This is a genomic window from Prauserella oleivorans, assembly GCF_042685745.1.
Classification (GTDB): Bacteria; Actinomycetota; Actinomycetes; order Mycobacteriales; family Pseudonocardiaceae; genus Prauserella_A; species Prauserella_A oleivorans.
Genome location: NZ_JBHUNT010000001.1, coordinates 1,204,052 through 1,226,236 on the forward strand (window position 1 = coordinate 1,204,052; position 22,185 = coordinate 1,226,236).

21 protein-coding genes are annotated in these 22,185 nt (G+C 70.6%); 10 read left to right on the forward strand and 11 right to left on the reverse strand.

Features of this window, described 5'->3' with window-relative positions:
* Nucleotides 1-39: 39 nt before the first annotated feature.
* Nucleotides 40-1,467, forward strand: a complete 1,428-nt coding sequence (locus ACFSZT_RS06000) for a LutB/LldF family L-lactate oxidation iron-sulfur protein (protein WP_377389624.1) — start codon at nucleotides 40-42, stop codon at nucleotides 1,465-1,467.
* Nucleotides 1,460-2,074 (forward strand): LutC/YkgG family protein, encoded by a 615-nt coding sequence (locus ACFSZT_RS06005; RefSeq protein WP_377389622.1) that lies wholly within the window; start codon nucleotides 1,460-1,462, stop codon nucleotides 2,072-2,074. The genes ACFSZT_RS06000 and ACFSZT_RS06005 overlap by 8 nt, the downstream gene beginning before the upstream one ends.
* A 9-nt stretch (nucleotides 2,075-2,083) precedes the next feature.
* On the opposite strand, the gene ACFSZT_RS06010 is transcribed toward ACFSZT_RS06005, so the two are convergent.
* The gene (locus ACFSZT_RS06010) at nucleotides 2,084-4,834 is read right to left on the reverse strand and encodes a sensor domain-containing protein (RefSeq protein ID WP_377389620.1); all 2,751 of its coding nucleotides are present in this window, start codon (nucleotides 4,832-4,834) and stop codon (nucleotides 2,084-2,086) included.
* 193 nt (nucleotides 4,835-5,027) lie between these two features.
* Here ACFSZT_RS06010 and ACFSZT_RS06015 point away from each other — a divergent pair, with 193 nt between their 5' ends.
* Nucleotides 5,028-6,182: a beta-ketoacyl synthase N-terminal-like domain-containing protein gene (locus ACFSZT_RS06015; protein WP_377389618.1), complete on the forward strand. Its 1,155-nt coding sequence runs from the start codon at nucleotides 5,028-5,030 to the stop codon at nucleotides 6,180-6,182.
* A gap of 138 nt (nucleotides 6,183-6,320) precedes the next feature.
* Here the strand turns inward: ACFSZT_RS06015 and ACFSZT_RS06020 are convergent, their stop codons facing one another.
* Together ACFSZT_RS06020 and ACFSZT_RS06025 are read right to left on the reverse strand one after the other, a co-directional pair.
* Nucleotides 6,321-6,755, reverse strand: coding sequence for an OsmC family peroxiredoxin (locus ACFSZT_RS06020; protein WP_377389616.1), 435 nt, complete (start codon nucleotides 6,753-6,755; stop codon nucleotides 6,321-6,323).
* Nucleotides 6,756-6,776: 21 nt separating this feature from the next.
* A complete protein-coding gene (locus ACFSZT_RS06025; protein WP_377389614.1) occupies nucleotides 6,777-7,502 on the reverse strand; it encodes a TetR/AcrR family transcriptional regulator in 726 nt (241 codons plus the stop codon).
* Nucleotides 7,503-7,630: 128 nt separating this feature from the next.
* Here ACFSZT_RS06025 and ACFSZT_RS06030 point away from each other — a divergent pair, with 128 nt between their 5' ends.
* Nucleotides 7,631-8,080, forward strand: coding sequence for a nitroreductase family deazaflavin-dependent oxidoreductase (locus tag ACFSZT_RS06030; RefSeq protein WP_377389612.1), 450 nt, complete (start codon nucleotides 7,631-7,633; stop codon nucleotides 8,078-8,080).
* Between the two features lies 1 nt (nucleotide 8,081).
* On the opposite strand, the gene ACFSZT_RS06035 is transcribed toward ACFSZT_RS06030, so the two are convergent.
* From ACFSZT_RS06035 to ACFSZT_RS06065, 7 genes are all read right to left on the reverse strand, one after another.
* Nucleotides 8,082-8,294, reverse strand: a complete 213-nt coding sequence (locus ACFSZT_RS06035) for a formate dehydrogenase subunit delta (RefSeq protein ID WP_377389610.1) — start codon at nucleotides 8,292-8,294, stop codon at nucleotides 8,082-8,084.
* Nucleotides 8,294-11,113 (reverse strand): formate dehydrogenase subunit alpha, encoded by a 2,820-nt coding sequence (gene fdhF, locus ACFSZT_RS06040; RefSeq protein WP_377389608.1) that lies wholly within the window; start codon nucleotides 11,111-11,113, stop codon nucleotides 8,294-8,296. Before fdhF ends, ACFSZT_RS06035 begins: the two co-directional genes overlap by 1 nt.
* A 3-nt stretch (nucleotides 11,114-11,116) precedes the next feature.
* Nucleotides 11,117-12,673: a formate dehydrogenase beta subunit gene (locus tag ACFSZT_RS06045; RefSeq protein ID WP_377389606.1), complete on the reverse strand. Its 1,557-nt coding sequence runs from the start codon at nucleotides 12,671-12,673 to the stop codon at nucleotides 11,117-11,119.
* Complete coding sequence (locus ACFSZT_RS06050) at nucleotides 12,670-13,179, reverse strand: NAD(P)H-dependent oxidoreductase subunit E (protein WP_377389604.1); 510 nt, start codon at nucleotides 13,177-13,179, stop codon at nucleotides 12,670-12,672. Before ACFSZT_RS06050 ends, ACFSZT_RS06045 begins: the two co-directional genes overlap by 4 nt.
* Nucleotides 13,180-13,458: 279 nt before the next feature.
* Complete coding sequence (locus tag ACFSZT_RS06055; RefSeq protein WP_377389602.1) at nucleotides 13,459-14,982, reverse strand: catalase; 1,524 nt, start codon at nucleotides 14,980-14,982, stop codon at nucleotides 13,459-13,461.
* A 26-nt stretch (nucleotides 14,983-15,008) separates the two neighbouring features.
* Complete coding sequence (locus tag ACFSZT_RS06060; RefSeq protein WP_377389600.1) at nucleotides 15,009-15,464, reverse strand: Fur family transcriptional regulator; 456 nt, start codon at nucleotides 15,462-15,464, stop codon at nucleotides 15,009-15,011.
* A 44-nt stretch (nucleotides 15,465-15,508) separates the two neighbouring features.
* The gene (locus ACFSZT_RS06065) at nucleotides 15,509-15,778 is read right to left on the reverse strand and encodes a glutaredoxin domain-containing protein (protein ID WP_377389598.1); all 270 of its coding nucleotides are present in this window, start codon (nucleotides 15,776-15,778) and stop codon (nucleotides 15,509-15,511) included.
* Nucleotides 15,779-15,867: 89 nt separating this feature from the next.
* Between ACFSZT_RS06065 and ACFSZT_RS06070 the strand changes: the two genes are divergently transcribed.
* Nucleotides 15,868-16,872 (forward strand): hypothetical protein, encoded by a 1,005-nt coding sequence (locus ACFSZT_RS06070; protein ID WP_377389596.1) that lies wholly within the window; start codon nucleotides 15,868-15,870, stop codon nucleotides 16,870-16,872.
* A 127-nt stretch (nucleotides 16,873-16,999) separates the two neighbouring features.
* Here the strand turns inward: ACFSZT_RS06070 and ACFSZT_RS06075 are convergent, their stop codons facing one another.
* Nucleotides 17,000-18,454, reverse strand: coding sequence for an NAD-dependent succinate-semialdehyde dehydrogenase (locus tag ACFSZT_RS06075; protein WP_377389594.1), 1,455 nt, complete (start codon nucleotides 18,452-18,454; stop codon nucleotides 17,000-17,002).
* Between the two features lie 85 nt (nucleotides 18,455-18,539).
* Between ACFSZT_RS06075 and ACFSZT_RS06080 the strand changes: the two genes are divergently transcribed.
* The 5 genes from ACFSZT_RS06080 (at nucleotide 18,540) to ACFSZT_RS06100 (ending at nucleotide 22,129) form a co-directional block, all read left to right on the forward strand.
* The gene (locus ACFSZT_RS06080; protein ID WP_377389592.1) at nucleotides 18,540-19,034 is read left to right on the forward strand and encodes a hypothetical protein; all 495 of its coding nucleotides are present in this window, start codon (nucleotides 18,540-18,542) and stop codon (nucleotides 19,032-19,034) included.
* A 188-nt stretch (nucleotides 19,035-19,222) separates the two neighbouring features.
* A complete protein-coding gene (locus ACFSZT_RS06085; RefSeq protein ID WP_377389590.1) occupies nucleotides 19,223-19,744 on the forward strand; it encodes a GbsR/MarR family transcriptional regulator in 522 nt (173 codons plus the stop codon).
* Nucleotides 19,745-19,840: 96 nt separating this feature from the next.
* Nucleotides 19,841-21,001, forward strand: coding sequence for a C1 family peptidase (locus tag ACFSZT_RS06090; RefSeq protein ID WP_377389588.1), 1,161 nt, complete (start codon nucleotides 19,841-19,843; stop codon nucleotides 20,999-21,001).
* Between the two features lie 25 nt (nucleotides 21,002-21,026).
* Nucleotides 21,027-21,662, forward strand: a complete 636-nt coding sequence (locus ACFSZT_RS06095; protein ID WP_377389586.1) for a hypothetical protein — start codon at nucleotides 21,027-21,029, stop codon at nucleotides 21,660-21,662.
* Between the two features lie 116 nt (nucleotides 21,663-21,778).
* Nucleotides 21,779-22,129, forward strand: coding sequence for a protease inhibitor I42 family protein (locus ACFSZT_RS06100; protein WP_377389584.1), 351 nt, complete (start codon nucleotides 21,779-21,781; stop codon nucleotides 22,127-22,129).
* Nucleotides 22,130-22,185: the final 56 nt, after the last annotated feature.

Below are 22,185 nucleotides of genomic sequence, written 5' to 3' on the forward strand. Positions count from 1 at the left end.
ACCGGGTGCGGGTGTCCCGCAAGACGCTGGGGAGCCGGCATGAGCGGCCGCAACCCGGTGACGTGGCTGGGCAGCCCCACCTTCCCCGACGCCGCGCACGACGCGCTGGCCGACACGCAGCTGCGGCGCAACCTGCGCAAGGCCACCACCACCATCCGCACCAAACGGGCCGGGGCGGTCGGCGAACTCGACGACTGGGAGCGACTGCGCCGCGCCGGGGAGGCCGTCAAGGACGACGTGCTGGCCAACCTCGACACCTACCTGCTGCGCCTCGAGGAGGCCGTGACCGCACGCGGTGGCGTGGTGCACTGGGCGCGGGATGCCGAGGAGGCCAACCGGATCGTGCTCGACCTGGTCCGCGCCGAGGGCGCCGACGAGGTGGTCAAGGTCAAGTCCATGGCCACGGCGGAGATCGGGCTCAACGAGGCGCTCGCGGCCGGCCGGGTGCGTGCCACGGAGACCGACCTCGCCGAAGTCATCATCCAATTGGGACACGACCGGCCCTCGCACATCCTGGTGCCCGCGATCCACCGCAACCGCGCGGAGATCAAGGACATCTTCCGGCGCGGGATGCCCGAACCGCCCGCGTCCGACGAGCCACGCGATCTGGCCGAGGCGGCGCGGAGGTACCTGCGGCGCAAGTTCCTCTCCGCCAGGGTCGCGATCTCCGGCGCCAACTTCGCCGTCGCCGAGACGGGATCGGTCGTGGTGGTCGAGTCCGAGGGCAACGGTCGCATGTGCCTGACGTTGCCGGACACGCTGATCACGGTGATGGGCATCGAGAAGGTGCTGCCGCGCTGGCAGGATCTGGAGGTGTTCCTGCAGCTGCTGCCGCGATCGTCCACGGCGGAACGGATGAACCCCTACACCTCGGTCTGGACCGGTGTCACGCCGGGGGACGGCCCGCGGAAGTTCCACCTCGTGCTGCTGGACAACGGCCGCACGGCAACCCTCGCCGACTCGGTGGGGCGGCAGGCACTGCGCTGCATCCGGTGTTCGGCGTGCCTCAACGTCTGCCCGGTGTACGAGCGCACGGGCGGCCAGGCGTACGGGTCGGTGTACCCGGGGCCGATCGGCGCGATCCTCGCCCCGCAACTGGTCGGTGACATGCACGACGAGCAGGCGGCGTCGCTGCCGTACGCGTCATCGCTGTGCGGCGCGTGCTACGAGGTGTGTCCGGTCCGGATCAACATTCCCGAGGTGCTCACTCACCTGCGGTCGAAAGCCGTGGAGGCCAAGGGAAAGCGGACACCCGAGGCCATCGCCATGGCCGCGGCCGCGTGGGTGTTCGCCGACCCGAAACGGTACGAGGCGGCGCAGAAAGCCGGCTCGCTGTCGCGGCTGTTCGCCCGCGACGGACGGCTCACCCGCCTGCCGTGGCCCGGTTCGAAGTGGACGGACTCCCGCGACGCGCCAGCCGTGCCGAAGGAGTCGTTCCGCGCCTGGTGGAGGCGAACCCGTGGCTAGCGCACGAGACGAGATCCTGGCGCGCATCCGTGGTGCGGGACGCCCGGCCGCGGTGGCCGTGCCCCGGGACTACGAACGCAGCCGCTCGGTCGCGGATCCTGCCGCGTTGTTCGCCGAGCGGGTCGCCGACTACCGGGCCGTGGTGCACCGGGTCGGGCCCGGCGAGCTGCCCGAGCGGATCGCCACCTGCCTGACCGCGCGAGGGCTGTCCACCATCGCGCTGCCGTCGGACGTGCCCGCGTCGTGGCGGGTGCCGGGTATCACGTGGCTGCCCGACGATCCGCCGCTGCCCCTGGCTGAGCTCGACGTGGCCGACGGCGTGCTCAGCGGGTGTGCGGTGGCGATCGCGGAGACGGGCACGATCGTGCTGGACGCCGGCGAGGCTCAGGGCCGGCGCATGCTGACGCTCGTGCCCGACTACCACCTGTGCGTCGTCCGGGCGGACCAGGTCGTGGTGAGCGTGCCGGAGGCCGTGGCCAGGCTGGAGCCGACGCGGCCGCTGACGTTCATCAGCGGGCCCTCCGCGACCAGCGACATCGAGCTCGACCGGGTCGAGGGTGTGCACGGGCCGCGGACGCTGGAGGTGCTGCTGGTCGGCCCGGCCTGACGCGGGCCATCAGGGCAGGTTGTCGAAAACCTCGGCCGCGCGCTGCGGCTTGCCGAAGTGGTAGCCCTGCGCCTCGTCGCAGCCCAGGTCGCGCAGGATCTCCACCTGGCGCGCGGTTTCGGTGCCCTCGGCGATCACGGTCAGCCCCATGCTGTGCCCCATGGTGACGATGCCGCGGATGATCGCCTCCGCGTCCGACTCGCCGGGCTCGCCCAGCGCGGCGACGAACGACTGGTCGATCTTCAACGTGTCCAGCGGCAGCTTCCACAGCTGGGCCAGCGACGAGTAGCCGGTGCCGAAGTCGTCGATGGCCAGCCGCACGCCGAGGCCACGCAACTCCCTGAGCACGCAGCCCGCCGTCTCCGGTTCCCGCATGAGCGCGCTCTCGGTGATCTCCAGGCACAGCGCGCGCGGCGGCAGGCCGGTGCGCCGCAACGCCTCCTCGACGGCGGGCACCAGCGAGGCGTCGTCGAGCTGGCGGGCCGAGAGGTTCACCGTGAGCCCGATGTCCCGGCGTCTCCGCTGCCTGGCCAGCTCCTCGGTGGTGGTGGTCAGCATGAAGTCGCCGAGCACGCCGATGAGGTCGCTTTCCTCCGCCAGCGGGATGAACTCGCCGGGTGAGATGTTGCCGTGCGCATGGTGCGTCCAGCGCATGAGGCCCTCGACGGCGACCGTCCGCATCGACCGCAGGTCGACCACGGGCTGGTAGGCCATCCACAGCTGTCGGCGCGGCACCGCGTCGCGCAGGTCCTGTTCGAGCCGCAGTTGCCGCTGCACGCGCTCACGCAGTTCGACGTCGAAGAACTCGTACCGCCCGCGGCCACGGGTCTTCGCCTCGTACATCGCGACATCGGCGTCCCGGATCAGGTCCTCCGCCGAGCGGGCGTCCCCCGGGGCGGCCGTGACGACGCCGACGCTGGCGTCCACGCGCAGTTGCCTGCCGTCGAGGTGGATCGGTTCGGTCAGCGCCGTGCGTAGGTGCGTGATGAGCGGGCGGATGCCGTCGGCGTCGGGCACGTCGAACGTGACGACGGCGAACTCGTCGCCGCCGAGCCTGCCCACGAGGTCCGAGGAACGCACACAGTGGCGCAGGCGCTGGCCCACGATCCGCAGCACCCGGTCGCCGCAGCTGTGCCCGAGCGAGTCGTTGATGACCTTGAACTTGTCGAGGTCGACGAACAGCACGCAGGCCAGCCCGGTCCGATCCGGCGAGCGCAACGCCTTGTCCAGGCGGGCCAGCACGAGCGTGCGGTTGGCGAGGCCGGTCAGCGGGTCGTGGGTGGCGTCGTGGGCGAGGCGGGCGCTGATCGCCCTTCGCTCGGTGATGTCGGTGAACGACGTCACCACCGCGGTGGGCGGCGGGGCGTCCGGGTCGAGCGGGCGGCAGCTCATCGACAGCCAGACGCGCGTGCCGTCCGGCCGCTGCGCCTGCACCACGCGGGCGTTGAGCGGCCTGCCGGTGGCCGCCACCTGCGCCGACGGGTACTCGGCCGCGGCCATGCGCTCGCCCGACTCGGTGTAGAGCCGGAACCGCGTCACGGGCGAACTCAGCATCACCCCGACGGGCAGCCCGAGGATGCGGCCGGCCGCGGGGTTGGCGGACTCGACCAGCCCGGTCGGGCCGACCACGACCACGCCCTCGTCGAGCGCGGCCACCACCGTGCTGTATCGGCGCTCGGCCTGGCGGCGTGGCGTCTCGTCGGCGCACACGAGCACGTAGCCGTCGTGCATCTCGGCGGCGGAGACGCGCACCGCCAGCCGGGATCCGTCGGCGCTGCGGTGGGTCGTCTCGGTGACCCCGCCCTCGGCGACGATCTCCTGCGGCACCAGCGGCGCGCCGACGAGCTTGCCGACGTCCTGGCCGATCGCGGTCCGCGCCGGGTGCCCGTACACCGCCTCGGCCGCGGGGTTCCAGGTGACGACCGTGCCGTCGGCGGTGGTGGCGATGATCGCGTCACTGACGTGGGAGACGAGGGCGGCCTGGTACTGCAGCGCCTCCTCGGCGGCCTTCTGCGCGGTGATGTCGCGCATGATGACCTGGCACGCCGGCCGGCCCTCCCACGTGGTGCGCACGGCCACCGACTCCACCAGCATCGTGTCGCCGTCGAACCGCTTGAGCACCACCTCGGCCGGCTCCGACGTCGTGCCGGGCTCGGTCAGGCTTCCGATGCGGTCGAGCATGTCCGGCACGGAACCCGGGTCGACGAAGTCGGTGATCGGCCGGTCCAACAGCTCGTCCGGCGAGTCCACGCCGGCGAACCGCAGGGCCGCCGGGTTGACGTACACGAGCCGGCCACTCTCGTGGACGCAGATGGCGTCGGGGCTCAGCTCGACCAGCAACCGGTATCGGTCGGCGAGGTCGGCGAGCTGCTGTTCGCTGCCGTGGCGTTCCGTCACGTCCGTGGCTATCCCCAGTAGACCGGTGCCGTCGGGCCGAGGGCGGGCGTGGAAGCTCACCCGCCTGCGGGCACCGTTGGGTGTGTGATGGTCCTGTTCGAGTCGGAAATTGTCCCACACAGGCTGCTGACGCGCGGCCACAGTCATCGGCTCGATCAGCGCACGAAGACGCGCTCGGATCTCGTCGTCCGTGCAACCGGGCAGACCGAGGATCGCGGGCAGCTCCGGCGACCAGGTCACGGCGCCGGAGTCGAGATCGACCGACCACATCGCGGCCGAGCTCGCGGTGAGAGCGAGATCGGCGACGATCCGGTGTGACTCCTCGTCACCGGTGGTCGGGTCGGTGTAGGCACGCGCCTCCATGTTCCGCCAATCCGCAGGGGCTCACCGGTTCCTGATTACAGCATGAACGTCGTTAGGCGAATAGGAGTAATCGGCCCGGAACTTCATCACTCGGGCATCCCGGGCACGTCGTCCCACCATCACATGAATAGGCGGCCCCACAGGGGAGGACCACGGGTGGCCGCCGAAGGGGAGTCGACGTGAGGAGAAGATCGTGGCGAGAGGAATCGGAATCTGCGGAATCGGGGCGGTCACCGGGTACGGCTGGGGCAAGGAGCGCCTGTGGGAGGGCCTGCTCTCGGCCAAGCCCGCGGCCACGCTGCACGGCGGCTATGGCAAGGACCGCGACCAGGCGCAATGGATCGCCACCGTGCCGGACGGCGGGGATCCCGCCGACGGCCGCGGCCGGTTCGCCAGGGCCATGCGGGCGTCGGCCCGCGAGGCCGTGCAGGACGCGCGGGCGCGCGGCTGGGTGCCCGGCGAGCGGGTCGGGCTGGTGCACGCCATCGTCGTCGCCGAGGTGTACCTGTGGAAGGACTTCTATCTCGTCGACAACGGGCGGCTGAAGCTGCGGGACTACCTCTCGCTCATGCCGTCGACCTCGATGTCCACGTTCATGCAGGAGTTCGGCTTCCACGGGCCGGCGATGAACGTGTCGGCGATGTGCGCGTCCGGCAACGCCGGGCTGCTCACCGCGAAGGCGTGGCTCGACGCCGGCATCGTGGACGACGTGGTGCTGGTGGCCACCGACGTGTCGCTGACGCCGGAGAACGTGCTGCACTTCACGCGCCTCGGGGTGGCCGTCGCCGACCGGGAGCCGCTCGACGCCTGCCGGCCGTTCCAGGAGGGCAGCCGCGGCTTCGTCATGGGCGAGGCGTCGGTGGGCATGGTGCTGTCCAACCGGTCGGACCAGCCGTACGCGTCGGTGCTGGGCGGGGCCATGTCGCACGACGCCCACCACGTGACGTCTATCGACCCGGCGTTTCCGCAGGTCCGCCGGTGTTTCACCGACGCGCTGGACAACGCGGGCGTGTCACCCGCGGACATCGGTTACGTCAACGCGCACGGTCCAGGCACCCGACAGTGCGACCGCACCGAGGCGGCGCTGCTCGACGAGCTGTTCCCGGCGGACACGGGCGCCTACTCGGTGAAGCCGCTGGCCGGGCACTGCCAGGGAGCGGCGGCGGCCGTGGAGATCGCGGTGGCCGCGCTGGGCTACGAGCGCGGGATGGTGCCGGCACCGCCGAAGGTGGCCGAGGCCCACCCGCGTCTGCTGCATGGCGAGTTCCCGGTCGGCGACGCCCTGACCCTCAAGTCGTCACTGGGCATGGGCGGCCACAACACCGCGGTGGTCCTGGGCCCGAACTGACCAGGTAGCCGTGTGCGCCGCCCAGGTAGCCGTGTGCGCGTTTCCGGTAGCCGTGTCGGCCGCCCGGGTAGCCGTCGTGGCAATCCCTTGGCCAGCGCCGGCCGGTGACCGGTCTCGCGCCGGTCACCGGCCCGGGGGTCAGCTGCCGAGCGAAGCGTCGAGGTTGATCGTCGTGCCCGCGAGCGCTTTGCTCACCGGGCAGGTGTCCTTGGCGGTCTTGGCGAGCTGGGCGAACCGGTCGGCGTCCACTCCGTCGACCTCGGCGCGCAGGGTGATGTCGATGGCGCTGATGTTCAGCCCACCGCCCGCGGGATCGACGGTGACCTCGGCGCTCACGTCGATCGTCGACGGCGAGAGGCCTTCCTTCTCCAGCACGCCGGCGAGGTTCATCGCCAGGCAGGACGACTGGGCGGCCGCGATGAGCTCCTCGGGGCTGATCGTGCCCTCGGGTTCCCCGATCCGCCGTGGGAACGTGACGTCGAACTGACCCGCGTTGGACGAGTCGAGCGTGACGGATCCCTTGCCGCTGTTGAGGCCGCCGGTCCAGCGGGTGGTGGAGTCGCGCTTGGCCATGGTCGGGCTCCCTTCGTTGGGTTACCGGGCTCGTCCTCGACCATAAGCCCGAACCGCTGCACCGAACCCGATGAAGAGCATCATCTGCTCGACCGCGTGACCGAAGAACTCGTCGGCCGGGTCGAGGGTGTTGGCGAACTGCCCGGTGAGCTCCAAGCCGACCATCCCGAACAGCTGCGTCCACGCGATCGCGGCCCGGGCGAGCACGTCGTCCGGTACGTCGATGCCGAGCGCGGCGTCGACCTTGCAGAGCTGCTCGCCCAGGTCGCCACGCAGCGCCGGGCCCGGACGGTCCTCGATGGCGCCCGCGTGCCACGCGTCGTGGACAGTCCGCAGGAACGCGCCGGGCACCCGGCTCGCCGGGCCGATCGTCGCCTCGGGCGCGCGGTAACCGGGCACGGGCGTGCCGTAGAGCAGCGAGTACTCGTGCGGGTGCGCGCGCGCCCAGGTGCGCAGGGCGTGCGCGGCGGCGCGCCAGCGCTCGGCCGGGGAATCGGCGGTGGAGCTCGCGGTCTCGAGCGCCTCGCCGAGGGAGTCGTACGCGTCGATGATGAGCGCGGTGAGCAGGTCGTCGCGGCTGGGGAAGTAGCGGTACAGCGCCGAGGACACCATGCCGAGCTCCCTGGCCACGGCGCGCAGGGAGAGGCCGTCGGCGCCGTGCTCGGCGAGCTGCCTGCGGGCCTCGTCCTTGATGGCGGCCGTGAGCTCGGCGCGGGCGCGCTCCCGCGCGGTCCGATGGGCTGGCATGAGGCCGAGTCTGCCATTTTCGAGATCAGTGCACAAATTCGAGAGCGCTGCTCTTGACCCGAGGTCTCCGACCGTGTTCACTGATCTAAACCGAGAGCACCGATCTCGCAACCTGAGGAGCCACCGCCATGACCGCCACCTTCGACGAAACCCGCTACCTCGTCCCGGCGAAGTCGACCGACGTCTTCAACCGCATCGTCCAGCGCCTGACCAAGCTCGGCATCAGCCTCTTCGGCAGCCGGGTGCTCTCCGTGCGCGGCCGTAAGACCGGGGAGTGGCGGTCGGTGCCCGTGAACCTGCTGACCGTCGACGGCGAGCGCTACCTGGTCGCGCCGCGTGGGCACACGCAGTGGGTCCGCAACCTCCGCGTCGCCGGCGAGGGGCGACTGCGCGTCGGCCGTCGCGTCGAGACGTTCCGGCCGGTCGAGCTCACCGACGACGAGAAGCCGCCGATCATTCACGCCTACCTGACGAAGTGGGCGTGGGAGACCGGCGCGTTCTTCGAGGGCATCGACGCCAAGACACCGCTGGATGAACTGCGTCGCGTCGCGCCCGGCTTCCCGGTGTTCCGGCTCTGACTCAGCCCAGCAGGCGCGTGGCGGCCAGCGCCACCGGGTCGAGGTCGTCCGGATGTTCGGATGCGAGCCGCAGGAGCCCGGCCCGCATCCGCGGATCCCAGAACATCCGGATGTGCTTGGCGACGGCCTCCGCGGCGGCGTCCGGCTTCAGGTGGTGAAACTGGACGGCGATGTCGTTGGCCAGCCTGATCTCGGGGGCGATCGTGGTGTCCATCAGTCCGCCAGCGCCGGCTCGGTGTCCATGGTGGCCTGTTCGTCGCGAGTCCCGGTCGAGACCGTCTTGAGTCCCACCTGCACCGCCGTCACCTTGTACTCCGGGCAGTTCGTCGCCCAGTCCGAGTTCTCCGTGGTGACCACGTTCGCGCCCGTCACCGGGTGGTGGAACGTCGTGTAGACGACGCCGACCGGCATCCGGTCGGCCACCTTGGCCCGCAGCGTCGTGGAGCCGACCCGGCTGGACAAGGTCACCAGATCGCCGTCGGAGATGCCGCGCTCCTCCGCGTCGTGCGGATGGATCTCCAGCACATCCTCGGGGTGCCAGGCCACGTTCGCCGTGCGCCGGGTCTGCGCGCCGACGTTGTACTGGGTGAGGATGCGCCCCGTCGTGAGGATCAGCGGGTACTTGCGCGTACTGCGCTCCCGCGTCGCGACGAACGGCGTCTGCACGAACTTGCCCTTGCCGCGCACGAACTTCTCGACGTGCATCACCGGCGTGCCCTCGGGCGCGTTCTCGTTGCACGGCCATTGCACGCTGCCGAGCTTGTCGAGCTTCTCGAACGAGACACCGGCGAACGTGGGCGTCACCGACGCGATCTCGGCCATGATGTCGCGGGGGTGGTCGTAGTGCATGTCGTAGCCCATCGCCTGCGCGATCTCGCACGCCACCCGCCACTCGTCCTTGCCGGTCTTGGGAGCCATCACCGGCCGGACGCGGTTGATCCGCCGCTCGGCGTTGGTGAACGTGCCGTCCTTTTCGAGGAACGACGTCCCGGGAAGGAACGCGTGTGCGAACTTGGCCGTCTCGTTGAGGAACAGGTCCTGCACCACCACGAGCTCCATCGCCGACAGCGCGGCCGTCACGTGCTGGGTGTTCGGATCGGACTGTGCGATGTCCTCGCCCTGCACGAAGAGCCCGTGGAAGCTGCCCTCGATGGCCGCGTCGAACATGTTCGGGATGCGCAGGCCCGGCTCGGGCAGGATCTGCCGCTGCCACAACTGCTCGAACACCTCACGCACTGCGTCGTCCGACACGTGCCGGTATCCGGACAGCTCGTGCGGGAACGAACCCATATCGCACGAGCCCTGCACGTTGTTCTGCCCGCGCAACGGGTTCACGCCCACGCCCTCGCGGCCGATGTTGCCCGTCGCCATCGCCAGGTTCGCCATACCCATCACCATCGTCGAGCCCTGGCTGTGCTCGGTGACGCCGAGTCCGTAGTAGATCGCGCCGTTGCCGGCTGTGGCGTAGAGCCTTGCCGCGGCGCGGACCTCCTCGGCCGGGACGCCGGTGATCGACTCGGTGGCCTCGGGGCTGTTCTCCGGCCGCGCGATGAACTCGGCCCACTCCGCGTAGTCCTCACACCGGGCGTCCACAAAGGCCTCGTCGGTGAGCCCCTCGGTGACCACGACGTGGGCCATGGCGTTGATGATCGCCACATTGGTGCCCGGTGCCAGCTGCAGGTGGTGGGTCGCCTCGACGTGCGGCGAGCGCACCAGGTCGATCCGGCGTGGGTCCACCACGATCAGCTTGGCGCCCTCGCGCAGCCTCCGCTTCATGCGCGAGGCGAACACGGGGTGGCCGTCGGTGGGGTTGGCGCCGATCACGACGATGACGTCGGCCTTGGCCACCGAGCGGAAGTCCTGGGTGCCGGCCGAGGTGCCGAAGGTCTGTTTCAGCCCGTACCCGGTCGGCGAGTGGCACACCCGCGCGCAGGTGTCCACGTTGTTGTTGCCGAACGCCGCGCGCACCATCTTCTGCACGACGTATACCTCTTCGTTGGTGCACCGCGACGACGTGATGCCGCCGATGGCGCCGACGCCGTGCCGGGCCTGGATGTCGCGGAACTTCTCGGCCACGTAGCCGATCGCGGTGTCCCAGTCGACCTCGCGCCACTCGTCGGTGATCTTCTCCCGGATCATCGGGCTCAGCCGGCGATCCGGATGGGTGGCATAGCCGAACGCGAACCGACCCTTGACACACGAGTGGCCCTCGTTGGCGCCGCCGTCCTTGTGCGGAACCATGCGCACCAGTTCGTCACCGCGCAGCTCCGCCTTGAACGAGCAGCCGACACCGCAGTACGCACACGTGGTGAGCACGGTACGGGTCGGCATGCCGAGATCCACAACGGACTTCTCCTGTAGCGTCGCCGTCGGGCACGCCTGCACACACGCTCCACACGAGACGCATTCGGAGTCCATGAACAGATCGCCCGCGCTCGGCGACACCTTGGAGTCGAAGCCTCGGCCCTCGATCGTCAGCGCGAACGTGCCCTGCACCTCACTGCACGCGCGCACACATCGCGAGCACACGATGCACTTGGACGCGTCGAAGTCGAAGTACGGATTGGACGTGTCCTTGGGCGCGTCGAGGTGGTTCTCGCCGTCGTAGCCGTAACGCACCTGCCGTAGTCCGACCACGCCGGACATGTCCTGCAACTCGCAGTCACCGTTGGCCGCGCAGGTGAGGCAGTCGAGCGGATGGTCGGAGATGTAGAGCTCCATCACGCCCTGGCGCAGTTTCTCCAGCCTCGGCGTCTGCGTGCGGACCTTCATGCCGTCGGCCACCGGCGTCGTGCACGAGGCGGGTGTGCCCTTGCGGCCGTCGATTTCCACCAGGCACAGCCGGCAGGAGCCGAACGCCTCCAGGCTGTCGGTGGCGCACAGTTTCGGGATGTCCGTGCCGCTCAACGCAGCCGCCCGCATCACCGACGTGCCTTCCGGAACGGTCACCGGGACGTCGTCGATCTCGACGGTCACCGTCGCGGGCCCGGGCACCGGCGGGGTGCCGAGGTCGTGCTCCTTCAGCAGGGCCATCGTCTACTTCGCCTCCTCATGGTCGGCATGGTTGGCGGCCTTGCGCGTGAAGTCCTCGGGAAAGTGGGCCAATGCGCTGCGGACCGGGTTCGGCGTGAGCCCGCCCATCGCGCACAACGACCCGTCGGTCATCAGCTCGCACAGGTCGTTCAGCAGCGCGAGATTGCCGTCCGGGTCCTGGCCGCCGGTGATCTTGTCGATCACCTCGACCCCGCGCACCGCACCGACCCGGCACGGCGTGCACTTGCCGCACGACTCCTCGGCGCAGAACTCCATGGCGAACCGAGCCATGTGCGCCATGTCCACGGTGTCGTCGAACACCACCACGCCGCCGTGGCCGAGCATCGCGTCCGCCGCGGCGAACGCCTCGTAGTCCATCGGCAGGTCGAACTGCTCGGGTGGCACGTACGAGCCGAGCGGGCCGCCGACCTGCACCGCGCGTACCGGCCTTCCCGTGCGCGTTCCGCCGCCGTAGCCGTTCACCAGCTCACCGAGGGTGATGCCGAAGGCGGTCTCGAACACGCCGCCGCGCGCAACGTTGCCGGCGAGTTGGAAGACCTGGGTGCCACGCGAGCGTTCGACGCCCAGGTCCGCGTAGACCTGCGCACCTCGCGCGAGGATGGTCGGCACGCTGGCCAGCGTCAGGACGTTGTTGACGATCGTCGGCTTGCCGAACAGGCCGGTGATCGCGGGAATGGGCGGCTTGGCCCGCACCATGCCGCGTTTGCCCTCCAGGCTTTCGAGCATGGACGTCTCCTCGCCGCAGATGTAGGCACCCGCGCCCACCCGCACGAAGAGGTCGAACCGCAAGCCCGAGCCCAGCACGTTCTCGCCCAGCCAGCCGTGGGCGTAGGCGATGTCGATCGCGCGACGCAGCGTGCGCACCGCGTCCGGGTACTCGGAGCGGATGTAGACATAGCCCTCGCTCGCGCCGACGGCGTGCGCGGCGATGGTCATGCCCTCGATGAGGCAGAACGGGTCGCCCTCCATGAGCATCCGGTCGGCGAACGTGCCGCTGTCGCCCTCGTCGGCGTTGCAGCACACGAATTTCGGCGAACCCGCCGCCTTGAGCACCGTGTTCCACTTGATGCCGGCCGGGAAGCCCGCACCACCACGTCCGCGCAGTCCGGACTCGGTCACCTCGGCGACGACGTCGGCCGGCTCCATCCGCAATGCCCGGCGCAGGCCCGCGAGCCCGCCGTTCGCCTCGTACTCCGTTGTGGACAGCGGGTCGGTGAGCCCGACGCGGGCGAAGCACAGGCGCTGCTGGTCGCGCATCCACGGCAGTTCGTCCACCGGGCCTTGGCAGAGCTCGTGATCGGCCCCGTCGAGGAGTCCGGCAGCCAGGAGGCCAGGCACCGCCGCGGCCGTGACCGGACCGTAGCCGACGCGGCCACGGTCGGTCTCCACCTCCACGAACGGCTCCAGCCAGAGCATGCCGCGGGAGCCGTTGCGGACCAGGCGGATGCGGTCGCCTGCCTCGCGCTGCAGTGCGGCGGCGACCTCGTCGGCGCCCACGGAGGTGGCCGCCGAGTCGCGCGGGACGTAGACGGTGATCACGCGCCCTCCCCGGTTCCGGCGGTGTCCGGCGTCTCGGCGCGGACCAGGATCTCGATGAGTCTGCTGCGGTCCACGCGGCCGTACAGCTTCCCGTCGATCTGTGCGGCCGGGCCGAGGGCGCAGTTGCCGAGGCAGAACACCTGGCCCAGCGTCAGCGAGCGGTCCGGCGTCGTCTGCCCCACCTTCACGCCGAAGATCTGTTCGGCGTCCGCGACCAGGCGTTCGGCTCCGACCGACTGGCACGCCTCGGCCCGGCACAGCCGCACGGTCGTCGTGCCCGCGGGCTCGGAGCGGAAGTCGGAGTAGAACGTGACGACGCCGTGCACGTCCGCGCGCGAGATGTTCAGTTCGGCGGCCAGGATCGGCACGACGTCCGGATCGATGTAGCCGAACTCGTCCTGGATGCCGTGCAGGATGGGTAGCAGCGCGCCTCGCTCGCCCTTGTGCGCCTCGATCACGGCACGCACGCGTTCCGCGACCGGAGGTCCGGCGCCGTCGACCGCCATCGCAAGCCTCCTCGCTGCATACGGTATACAGTCACGATCGTACCCACGCCGTGACGTAGACAACAAGGGTACGTTCGACGGCCGCCGAGTACGACCCATTGACCTGGTGCGGGACGGCGGCCGGGCCTGCGTGGACGGCGCACACGGCTACCTGGGCGGCAGACACGGTGACCTGGGCGGCAGACACGGTGACGTGGGCGGCAGACACGGCTGCCACGAAAACAGCCGGCCGGGTCGCCCCGGGCCGGCTGTTTCCGTGGCCGAACCGCCGCGGGGCGGCTAGGCCTTGGCCTGCATGCTGCTGCGTGCGGGGTTGGCCTGCTGCGCGGCCTTCGGGTCCTTCTCGTCCTGCTTGGCCCGCACTCCCTGCTCGATGCGGTCACCGACGTTCTTGTCGATGTTCTTCCAGTACTCGAACGCGCGCTGGAGTACCGGCTCGGTGACGCCGTTGAGCAGGTGACCCACGACGTTGTCGACGAGCCGCTCGCGGGCCGCATCGTCCATCACCTCGCGCACCAGCGTGCCGGGCTGCGTCCAGTCGTCATCCTCGGCGTGCGAGACGTAGGCGGCCCGCGTGATCTCGCCGTCGGTCTGCCACGTGGGTGGGCTGCCGTAGTTCATCGTGTCGGCGGCCGGGCCGCCCTTCGAGTTCGGCGCGTACACCGGATCGGTCACCTTGCGGTACGCCATCGCGCCGTCCTTGGAGTACGAGTGCACCGGCACGATCGGCGCGTTCACCGGCAACTGCTGGTAGTTGGCGCCGATCCGAGCGCGGTGAGCGTCGGCGTAGGAGAACAGCCGGGCCAGCAGCATCCGGTCCGGGCTCGGCCCGATGCCGGGTACCAGGTTGTTCGGCTGGAACGCCGCCTGTTCGATCTCGGCGTGGTTGTCGGTGGGGTTGCGGTCCAGCGTCATCCGGCCGACCTCGATGAGCGGGTAGTCGCCGTGCGGCCACACCTTCGTCAGGTCGAACGGGTTGAACCGGTAGTTGGCGGCATCGGAGTACGGCATGATCTGCACATACAGTGTCCAACTCGGATAGTCGCCCGCCGCGATGTGCTCGAACAGGTCACGCATGTGGTAGTCGGTGTCGGCCGCGGCCATCTGGTCGCCTTCGTGCTGGGTGAAGAACTCGATGCCCTGGTCGGTCTTGAAGTGGTACTTGACCCAGAATTCCTGGCCCTTGGCATTCACCCACATGTACGTGTGCGACGAGTACCCGTTCATGTGCCGCCACGTCCGCGGAATGCCGCGGTCGCCCATCAGCCACGTCACCTGGTGTGCCGACTCGGGGGAGAGCGTCCAGAAGTCCCACTGCATGTCGTGGTCGCGCAGGTTGTTGTCGGCGCGGCGTTTCTGCGAGCGGATGAAGTGCTGGAACTTCATCGGGTCCTTGACGAAGAAGATCGGCGTGTTGTTGCCGACCATGTCGTAGTTGCCCTCGGAGGTGTAGAACTTCAGGGCGAAACCCCGCGGATCGCGCCACGTGTCCGGGCTACCGCGCTCTCCGGCGACCGTGGAGAAGCGGGCCATCATGTCCGTCTTCGTTCCGGGCTGGAACACCGCGGCCTTCGTGTACTCACTGACGTCGTTCGTCACCTCGAAGCGGCCGAAAGCGCCGCTGCCCTTCGCGTGCGGCTGCCGCTCCGGAATGCGTTCCCGGTTGAACTGGGCCATCTGCTCGATCAGGTACGCGTCCTGCAGCAGAATCGGCCCGGCCGGGCCGACGGTGAGTGAGTGTTCGTCGCTTTCGACCGGGATACCGGCGTCGGTGGTGGTGGCGGGACGGGTCGGTTCGGCCATGGCTGCTTCTCCTACTCCTCGAGTGTCTACTCGCCCGCGACGGCAGAGGCCCCCTTGGCGGTACTGCAGGAAGGGCACAGTCCCCAGAACACGATTTCGGCTTCCTCCACCTCGAAGCCGCCGTCCTCGTTCGGTGTGAGGCAGGGCGCGTCGCCGACGACGCAGTCGATGTCCCTGGTGCGGCCGCAGTTGCGGCAGACCAGGTGATGGTGGTTGTCGTGCACACGTCGCTCGAACCTGGCCGGGTGGCCGGCCGGCTGGATCGAGCGCACGAGCCCGGCAGCCTCGCAGGCCCGCAGCACGTCGTAGATCGCCTGCCGGGACACGGTTCCCGTGTCGCCGCCGACGCCGTTCCAGACGGCGTCCGCGGTCGAGTGAGGGTGCTGTTCCAGCCAGCTGAGTACGCGACGGCGCGGGCCGGTGACCCGGAGCCCGGCCGAGCGCAACAGTTCCGCGGCGTCCTTCGACGAACCTGCATCCATCGCGGGACGACTACCCGATCTGGATTCGGTCAAACAACGACCGCTCAGTCGCGTTCGAGCAGGTGTGGAGCCTCGGCGCGGACGAGCTCGGTCAGCTCGGCCATGGTCGGGTTGACGAGGGCGCGGCTGCCGACGAACACCGTCGGCACGGTTTCGTTGCCGTCGGCGACCGAGCGCACGCGAGCGGCGGCGTCCGGGTCCTCCCAGATGTTGAAGGCGCGGACGGGCAGCGAGCTGGCGTCCAGCTCCGCCTGCAACATCAGGCAGAACGGGCAGCCCGGCCGCCAGTAGAACTCGATCTCGGTGGTACCCACGCCTTTCGAGAATAGTTGTCACGCACGGCAGCTCGATCCGGCGGTGTTTCGGCGCGCCACGGTGGGCCAGGACGGGGCAGGCTGTGGGCATGGAGTTCGAGTCGGTCGTCGACGAGCTGTACGCGCTCGACCGCGACGAGTTCACCAAGGTCCGCGACCAGCGAGCCGCCGAAGCCCGCAAGGCCGGCGAGAAGGAGCTCGCCGCGAAGATCCGCAAGCTGCGGAAACCGACGAGCGCGGCGTGGCTGGTGAACCGGCTCGTGCGGGAGTGGCCCACGCAGGTGGCCAAGCTGACCGAGCTCGGCGATGCCCTGCGTTCCGCACACCAGGAGCTCGCGGGCGACCGGCTGCGCACGCTGTCGCGGCAACGCCACGAACTGGTGCAGCAACTCACCGACCAGGCCGAGTCGCTCGCGGGTGGTTCGGTGGGCGAGTCCGTGGTGCGGGAGGTCTACGACACCCTGGACGCCGCACTGACGGACCCGGACGCCGGCAGGGCCGTCGCGCAGGGGCGACTGACGACGGCGCTGCGCCCCGGCGACCCCTTCGCGGGTGACTGGTTGGCACTCGGTCCCGCGCCGGCGCGCGCCGAGCCGGGACGTAAGGCGGGTGCCACCGAGGGGACCACGGCGTCCGCCGACGAGAGGGTGCCCGCCGAGGCGCCGGAGGCCGAGGAGAGGGAAAGCCAGGACGGCACCACGAAGGCACGCAAGAAAACCGGCACGGCCAGGGCGAAACCGGTGAAGGCGACCGGTGATGCGTCCCCGGCGAAGCAGGAGGCGACGACACAGCGAGTGGCGGAGGAGGACGAGGCTGCCAAGCGCACGGCACGCGAGGAGGCTGCCGAGCGCAAGGCACGCGAGGACTCCGCTCGGCGCAGGCGGGAGGACCGCAAGCGGCTGCGCGCGGTGTTGGCGCAGGCCCGGACCGAGCGCAACGAAGCCGTGCGGGAACTCCGGACCGCCGAACGGGCCGAAGCCGAGGCTCGCCGGCGGACGGCCTCGGCCCGCAAGACGTTCGAGGCTGCCGACCGCCGCGTCGCCGAGGCCGAGGCCGAACTCGACCAGCTCGACGGCAGCCACGACCGGCACTAGCGGCCGGCAGGCAAACCGGCAACCCGCCCGCTCGACCGGCACCGGCAGCCGAGGTCGCACACCGGCGCGGGCCCGGAACCGGCAGCCCGTCCCTGAGCCGAACGGTCCACCGGCACTGTCCGCGTGGTCAGCCGATGTTCAGCGCCATGTACTTGGTCTCCAGGTACTCGTCGATGCCCTCGTTGCCGCCCTCGCGGCCGAAGCCGGACGCCTTGATCCCGCCGAACGGCGCCGCCGGGTTCGAGACCAGTCCGGTGTTGATGCCCACCATGCCGGTCTCGAACGCCTCGCCGACCCGGACGGCGCGGTCCAGATCGCGGGTGAAGACGTAGCCGACCAGCCCGTACTCGGTGTCGTTGGCCTGGGCGACGGCCTCGTCCTCGGTGCGGAACGTGGTGATCGGCGCGACCGGCCCGAACACCTCCTCGCGCAGGATCCGGGCGTCGGCGGGCACGTCGGCCAGCACGGTCGGGCGGTAGAAGAACCCCTTGCCCTCCAGCGGCTCGCCACCGGTCCGCACGTTCGCGCCGCGGCCACGGGCGTCCTCGACGAGCTCGCTCACGGTCTCCCGCTGGCCCGCGTTGACGAGCGGTCCGACGCTGACCCCGTCCTCCGTGCCGTGCCCGATGCGCAGCGCGGCCATCTCCTCGGAGAGCCGCCGCGTGAACTCCTCGGCGATCGGCTCCGCGACGTGGAACCGGTTCGCCGCGACGCAGGATTCGCCGTTGTTGCGCATCTTCGCCGTCACCGCGCCGCGCACGGCCGTGTCCAGGTCGGCGTCCTCGAACACCACGAACGCCGCGTTGCCACCGAGTTCCATCGACATGCGCTGCAGGTTCGGTGCGCACTGCTCGACGAGCTTGCGGCCCACCTCGGTGGAACCGGTGAACGACATCTTGCGCACGCGCGCGTCGGCGAGGACGGGGCCGACGATCCGGCTCGCGGACGTGCTCGGCACGACGTTGAGCACACCATTGGGCAGCCCGGCCTCGCGGAGCAGCTCGGCGAGGTTCAGCATCGACAGCGGAGTCAGCTGCGGCGGCTTGACGATCATGGTGCAGCCTGCCGCGACGGCGGGACCGATCTTGCGTGTGCCCATCGCGAGCGGGAAATTCCATGGCGTGATGAGCAGGCACGGCCCCACCGGTTGCCGGGTGACGAGCGCCCGCCCGCCGCCGCCCGCGGGGTTGCGCGTGTAGCGGCCGTCGATGCGGACCGCCTCCTCGGAGAACCAGCGGAAGAACTCCGCCGCGTAGCTGACCTCGGCCCGCGATTCGGTGAGGCTCTTGCCCATCTCGAGCGTCATCAGCCGCGCGAGGTCGTCGGCACGTTCGGTCATCAGCTCCCACGCCCTGCGCAGGATCTCGCCTCGCTCGCGTGGCGCGGTGGCCGCCCAGCTGTCTTGTGCGGCGGCGGCCGCCTCGACGGCGGCTTCGGCGTCGGCGGCCTGACCGTCGGCCACCTCGCACAGCCGCTCCTCGTTACCCGGATCGTCCACCCCGAACGTGCTCGACCCGGTGGCGTCCTGCCACTTGCCGTCGATCAACAGCTGCTTGGGTATGCGCGCGATGATGTCACCCATTTCCGGGGGCTACCCCGCGGATCCGGGCATGACACGAGATCAACCCCGTGCAACCCGGGCGGCGTTCCGGCACGTCTTGCCGGGCATGCGCCGTCTTTCCCTACTCCTGTTGCTGCTGATCGCCGGCTGCGGCAGCTCGCTCGGCCCCGGGGTTGCCGGCCAGTCGTGTTCCGCGATCGGTGCGCCACGGGGCATCGGTGTCGACATCGCCCGCCAGGCCTCCGGGCGCGTGGCGCAGTCGGCGACGATCGAGGCGTGCTGGGACGGCCGGTGCCGCACGTACGCGGTCCGGCTCGTCCCGGCCACCACGGCCGGCGACCCGACGTGCGCCGGCGACATCTGCTCCGCCCGCGTGCGGGAGACCGGCGGGCGGCACGGGTTCGCCGCCATCCCCGACCTGCCACGGCAGCCGGTGCGGGTGACGCTCGTCGTCGCTGGTGCGACCGGGCCGGACCTGGTGCGCAGGACGGTGGTCGTCACGCCCACGCCGGCGTACCCGAACGGCCCGGACTGCGGCGCCGGTGGCCCGGTCGCCTCCCTCGCCGTCGATGCGACCGGAGCCGTCGGTTTCCGCACGTGACGCGCATCCTCCGGACACCGGCGCCGACGGAAACGACCGCAGGCCCGCACCGAGGAGGGCGAGCGCCGCCACCGCGCCGGACTCGACGTGGTGTCGGCCGCGCCACGGCAGCTACACTCTGTTCACGAAGTTGTGAAACGATCAAAGGTTTGTGGGCTGGAGAGGGTACCGGCACCGGCTCGGAGAGGATGTCCGGTATGGCGCAGCGTGAACCGGCTACCGAACGCGACGAGAACGCCGTGGCCAAGTACGTGGAGAACCTCGGCCTCGCCCTCAACCAGATCGGCCTACCGCGCATGCCCGCGCGGGTGTTCGCCGCGCTGAGCACGTCCGACAGCGGCCGGATGACGGCCGCCGAGCTGGGACAGACGCTGTCGGTGAGCCCCGCGGCCGTGTCCGGTGCGGTCCGCTACCTCGAGCAGATGGGCCTCATCGCCAAGGAGCGCGAACCCGGGGCGCGCCGCGATCACTACCGCCTCTACGACGACTTCTGGTTCGCCTCGATGCTCAAGCGCGAGCGCATGATCACGCTCTGGCGGGACGCCACGCTGGAGGGAGTCGACGCGCTGGGCGCCGACACCCCGGCGGGCAGGCGCGTCGCGCACATGGCCGACTTCCTCGACTTCCTGACGCGCGAGATCCCCATCCTGTTCGACCGCTGGCAGAAGGAGCGGGGGCCGGGCCGGTCCACCCGAACCGGCGACGGGTAGAGCGGTCTGCCGAAAAAGTTGGACGGAGCGTGTATCTGAGGCCGGACCCGCTGCCTCCTATGGGCGACGAGGATCGCTCACTACCGGGAGGCCGTCATGAGTGCCGGCAGCGGCGACCCCGCCTGTGCGGCGGAGCTCGCGGGTCTGCGCGACTCGCTGTCCGCGCTCGGGAACCCGTGGCACTGCGGGGAGACCAGGCTGAGCAGGCTGTCCCGGGACGCGCGCCGCTCGCGGCTGGGCGTGCCGCCGCCGTCGGCCGACGAGCTCAGCGCACGCCGCGACGTGCCGGGGCGCATGGCGGAGGCCGCGCTCGCCGTCGCGGGGCAGTCGTGCACGGCCCGGCACGCTCCGACACCGCACCTGCCGAAGACCTTCGACCTGCGTGATGTCGGCGGCCGGTGTTACGTCACCGACGTCAAGGACCAGGGTGAGATCGGGTCGTGCAGCGCGTTCGGCACCATCGCCGCCCTGGAGACCACCGCCGCCTACACGCGCGGGTGTCCGGGGCTGCGGCTGAACCTCTCCGAGGCGCACCTGTACTTCGGCCATGCCGCGGCGCGGGAGGCCATCACGCCGGACGGCACGTGGCCGGACGAGCTGTTCGCCGACTGCGCGGGTATCGGCGTGACGTTCGAGGACTACTACCCCTACGACGACGGAGGCGCCGGCGCGCTGAACCCCGGCTGGCGGCACCGGTTCGCGAAGGCCGACGATGTGGTGGACCTCAGCCGCGACCCGGCCGCCATCAAGCAGCACATCTACGGCTACGGCGCCGTCACGGCGTGCCTGGTGGTCTACGACGACCTGTTCCACTACACCGGCGGCGTCTACCGGCACACCACCGAGGAGACCAGCGGCGGGCACTGCGTCGCCCTCATCGGCTGGGACGACGACGCCGGCTGCTGGATCGCCAAGAACTCGTGGGGCACCGAGTGGGGTGAAGGCGGCTACCTGCGCATCGCGTACGGCGAGGCCTACATCGAGGACTACCCCACCACGCGGCCGACCACCCTCGGCTGCACCGGCGTGAGCCTGCGCGCGTGGTTGCACCCGCAGCGCACGCTCGGGCTCTACGCCAGCGCACACGACGCCACCGGCTGGGCCTACCTGGAGCACCTCGGGTGGACGAGGCTCTCGGCGGGTCCGGACGACCTCGCCGGCGCGCTGACCTCGCTCGGCAGCGCGCGGATCAGCGGGCGTCCGATCGCGCCGTTCATCGACAACGACGAGCTCGGTGCGTTCCAGTTCGCGCACTGAGTCTTTCCGATCGCAGGGAGAGAGCATGACCGACGACACGGCCGCCCCTCAGGTGGAGGAGGAGCCGGCGGACAAGCCGGTCGAGCCGGGCCAGGAGGCGCCACCGGTGGTGCCGCCGACGGGCTGGGACCCGTACTCGCCGCCACGTGGCTGGGACCCGTACAGCCCGCCGCCGCGGGGTTGGGATCCGTATTCGCCGCCGCCCGGGGTGCGCACTCCGACCGGCTGGGACCCGTACTCCCCGCCCACCGGCTGGGATCCGTATTCGCCGCCGCCGCGTGGCTGGGATCCCTACTCCCCGCCGCCCGCGGGTTGGGATCCGTATTCGCCGCCGCCGCGAGGTTGGGATCCCTACTCGCCGCCGCCGGCCGGCTGGGATCCGTACAGCCCGCCGCCCGTCGCGCAGCCCGCGCGGCTGACCGGCAACGGGGCGCCGGGCGGAGGCTGGGTGACGGGCCGGCTGATCACCCAGCTGTGGTCGTCGAGTGGGTCGCCGGGTGTGTGGGCGGCCGTCGCCGGAATCGGCTGGAAGCGCCTCGCGCCCGGCTCGGAATCCGGGGAGAGCCACCTGACGCCGCTCGCGCTGCTGGCGAGGAACTACCGCCTGCCGGTGTCGTACCACGAGGACGCACGCGGGCAGATCGACCAGCTGGTGGTCTGACCCGCGTGATCAGGCAGGTGGTGGCCGACAGTCGAGGGGGCCGTCGGCCACCACCGCCGCAGGAAAAGGGACCGCTCCGGCGGAACCGATGGGGGCGAAAAGGAATCGGAGGAGTAGTGGCACTGGTCCGGCTCGCGCAGTCCGATGCGGGGACGACGGCGGAGTTGCGCGTGGGCGACACCGTGGAGCTGCGGCTCCCGGAGGTTCGCACGTCGGGTTACCAGTGGTCACTGCGCCTGCCGAGGGGAGTCCGGCTGGTCGGCGACGAGTACGTCCTTGGGGGTGTCGACCAACCGGCGCGGGGGCCCGAGGGGGAGTGGCCGCCCGGGAAAGGTGGGGTCCGCCGGCTGGCGCTGGACGTGCTCAGCGCCGGCCGGCACCTCATCGAGGCCGAGCTGGCGCGGCCGTGGGAGAGCCGGCCGCGCCGCTCGGTCACCTTTGTCCTATCCGCTAGTCCGAACGAGTGAGCAATGTCTGCCGGATGCGTACCGCCCCTCATGAATGCCCGCGAGACCGAGATACT

Bases quoted from the DNA above. Each gene is read 5' to 3' on its own strand.
- ACFSZT_RS06010 (WP_377389620.1), bottom strand. From the start codon at position 4,834: ATGGAGGCGCGTGCCTACACCGACCCGACCACCGGTGACGAGGAGTCA.
- ACFSZT_RS06060 (WP_377389600.1), bottom strand. From the start codon at position 15,464: ATGGATGCAGGTTCGTCGAAGGACGCCGCGGAACTGTTGCGCTCGGCC.
- ACFSZT_RS06080 (WP_377389592.1), top strand. From the start codon at position 18,540: ATGCGCCGTCTTTCCCTACTCCTGTTGCTGCTGATCGCCGGCTGCGGC.
- fdhF (WP_377389608.1), bottom strand. From the start codon at position 11,113: ATGGCCCTGCTGAAGGAGCACGACCTCGGCACCCCGCCGGTGCCCGGG.
- ACFSZT_RS06020 (WP_377389616.1), bottom strand. From the start codon at position 6,755: ATGGCCAAGCGCGACTCCACCACCCGCTGGACCGGCGGCCTCAACAGC.
- ACFSZT_RS06035 (WP_377389610.1), bottom strand. From the start codon at position 8,294: ATGGACACCACGATCGCCCCCGAGATCAGGCTGGCCAACGACATCGCC.
- ACFSZT_RS06075 (WP_377389594.1), bottom strand. From the start codon at position 18,454: ATGGGTGACATCATCGCGCGCATACCCAAGCAGCTGTTGATCGACGGC.
- ACFSZT_RS06025 (WP_377389614.1), bottom strand. From the start codon at position 7,502: ATGCCAGCCCATCGGACCGCGCGGGAGCGCGCCCGCGCCGAGCTCACG.
- ACFSZT_RS06090 (WP_377389588.1), top strand. From the start codon at position 19,841: ATGAGTGCCGGCAGCGGCGACCCCGCCTGTGCGGCGGAGCTCGCGGGT.
- ACFSZT_RS06085 (WP_377389590.1), top strand. From the start codon at position 19,223: ATGTCCGGTATGGCGCAGCGTGAACCGGCTACCGAACGCGACGAGAAC.
- ACFSZT_RS06055 (WP_377389602.1), bottom strand. From the start codon at position 14,982: ATGGCCGAACCGACCCGTCCCGCCACCACCACCGACGCCGGTATCCCG.
- ACFSZT_RS06070 (WP_377389596.1), top strand. From the start codon at position 15,868: ATGGAGTTCGAGTCGGTCGTCGACGAGCTGTACGCGCTCGACCGCGAC.
- ACFSZT_RS06030 (WP_377389612.1), top strand. From the start codon at position 7,631: ATGACCGCCACCTTCGACGAAACCCGCTACCTCGTCCCGGCGAAGTCG.
- ACFSZT_RS06000 (WP_377389624.1), top strand. From the start codon at position 40: ATGAGCGGCCGCAACCCGGTGACGTGGCTGGGCAGCCCCACCTTCCCC.
- ACFSZT_RS06050 (WP_377389604.1), bottom strand. From the start codon at position 13,179: ATGGCGGTCGACGGCGCCGGACCTCCGGTCGCGGAACGCGTGCGTGCC.
- ACFSZT_RS06095 (WP_377389586.1), top strand. From the start codon at position 21,027: ATGACCGACGACACGGCCGCCCCTCAGGTGGAGGAGGAGCCGGCGGAC.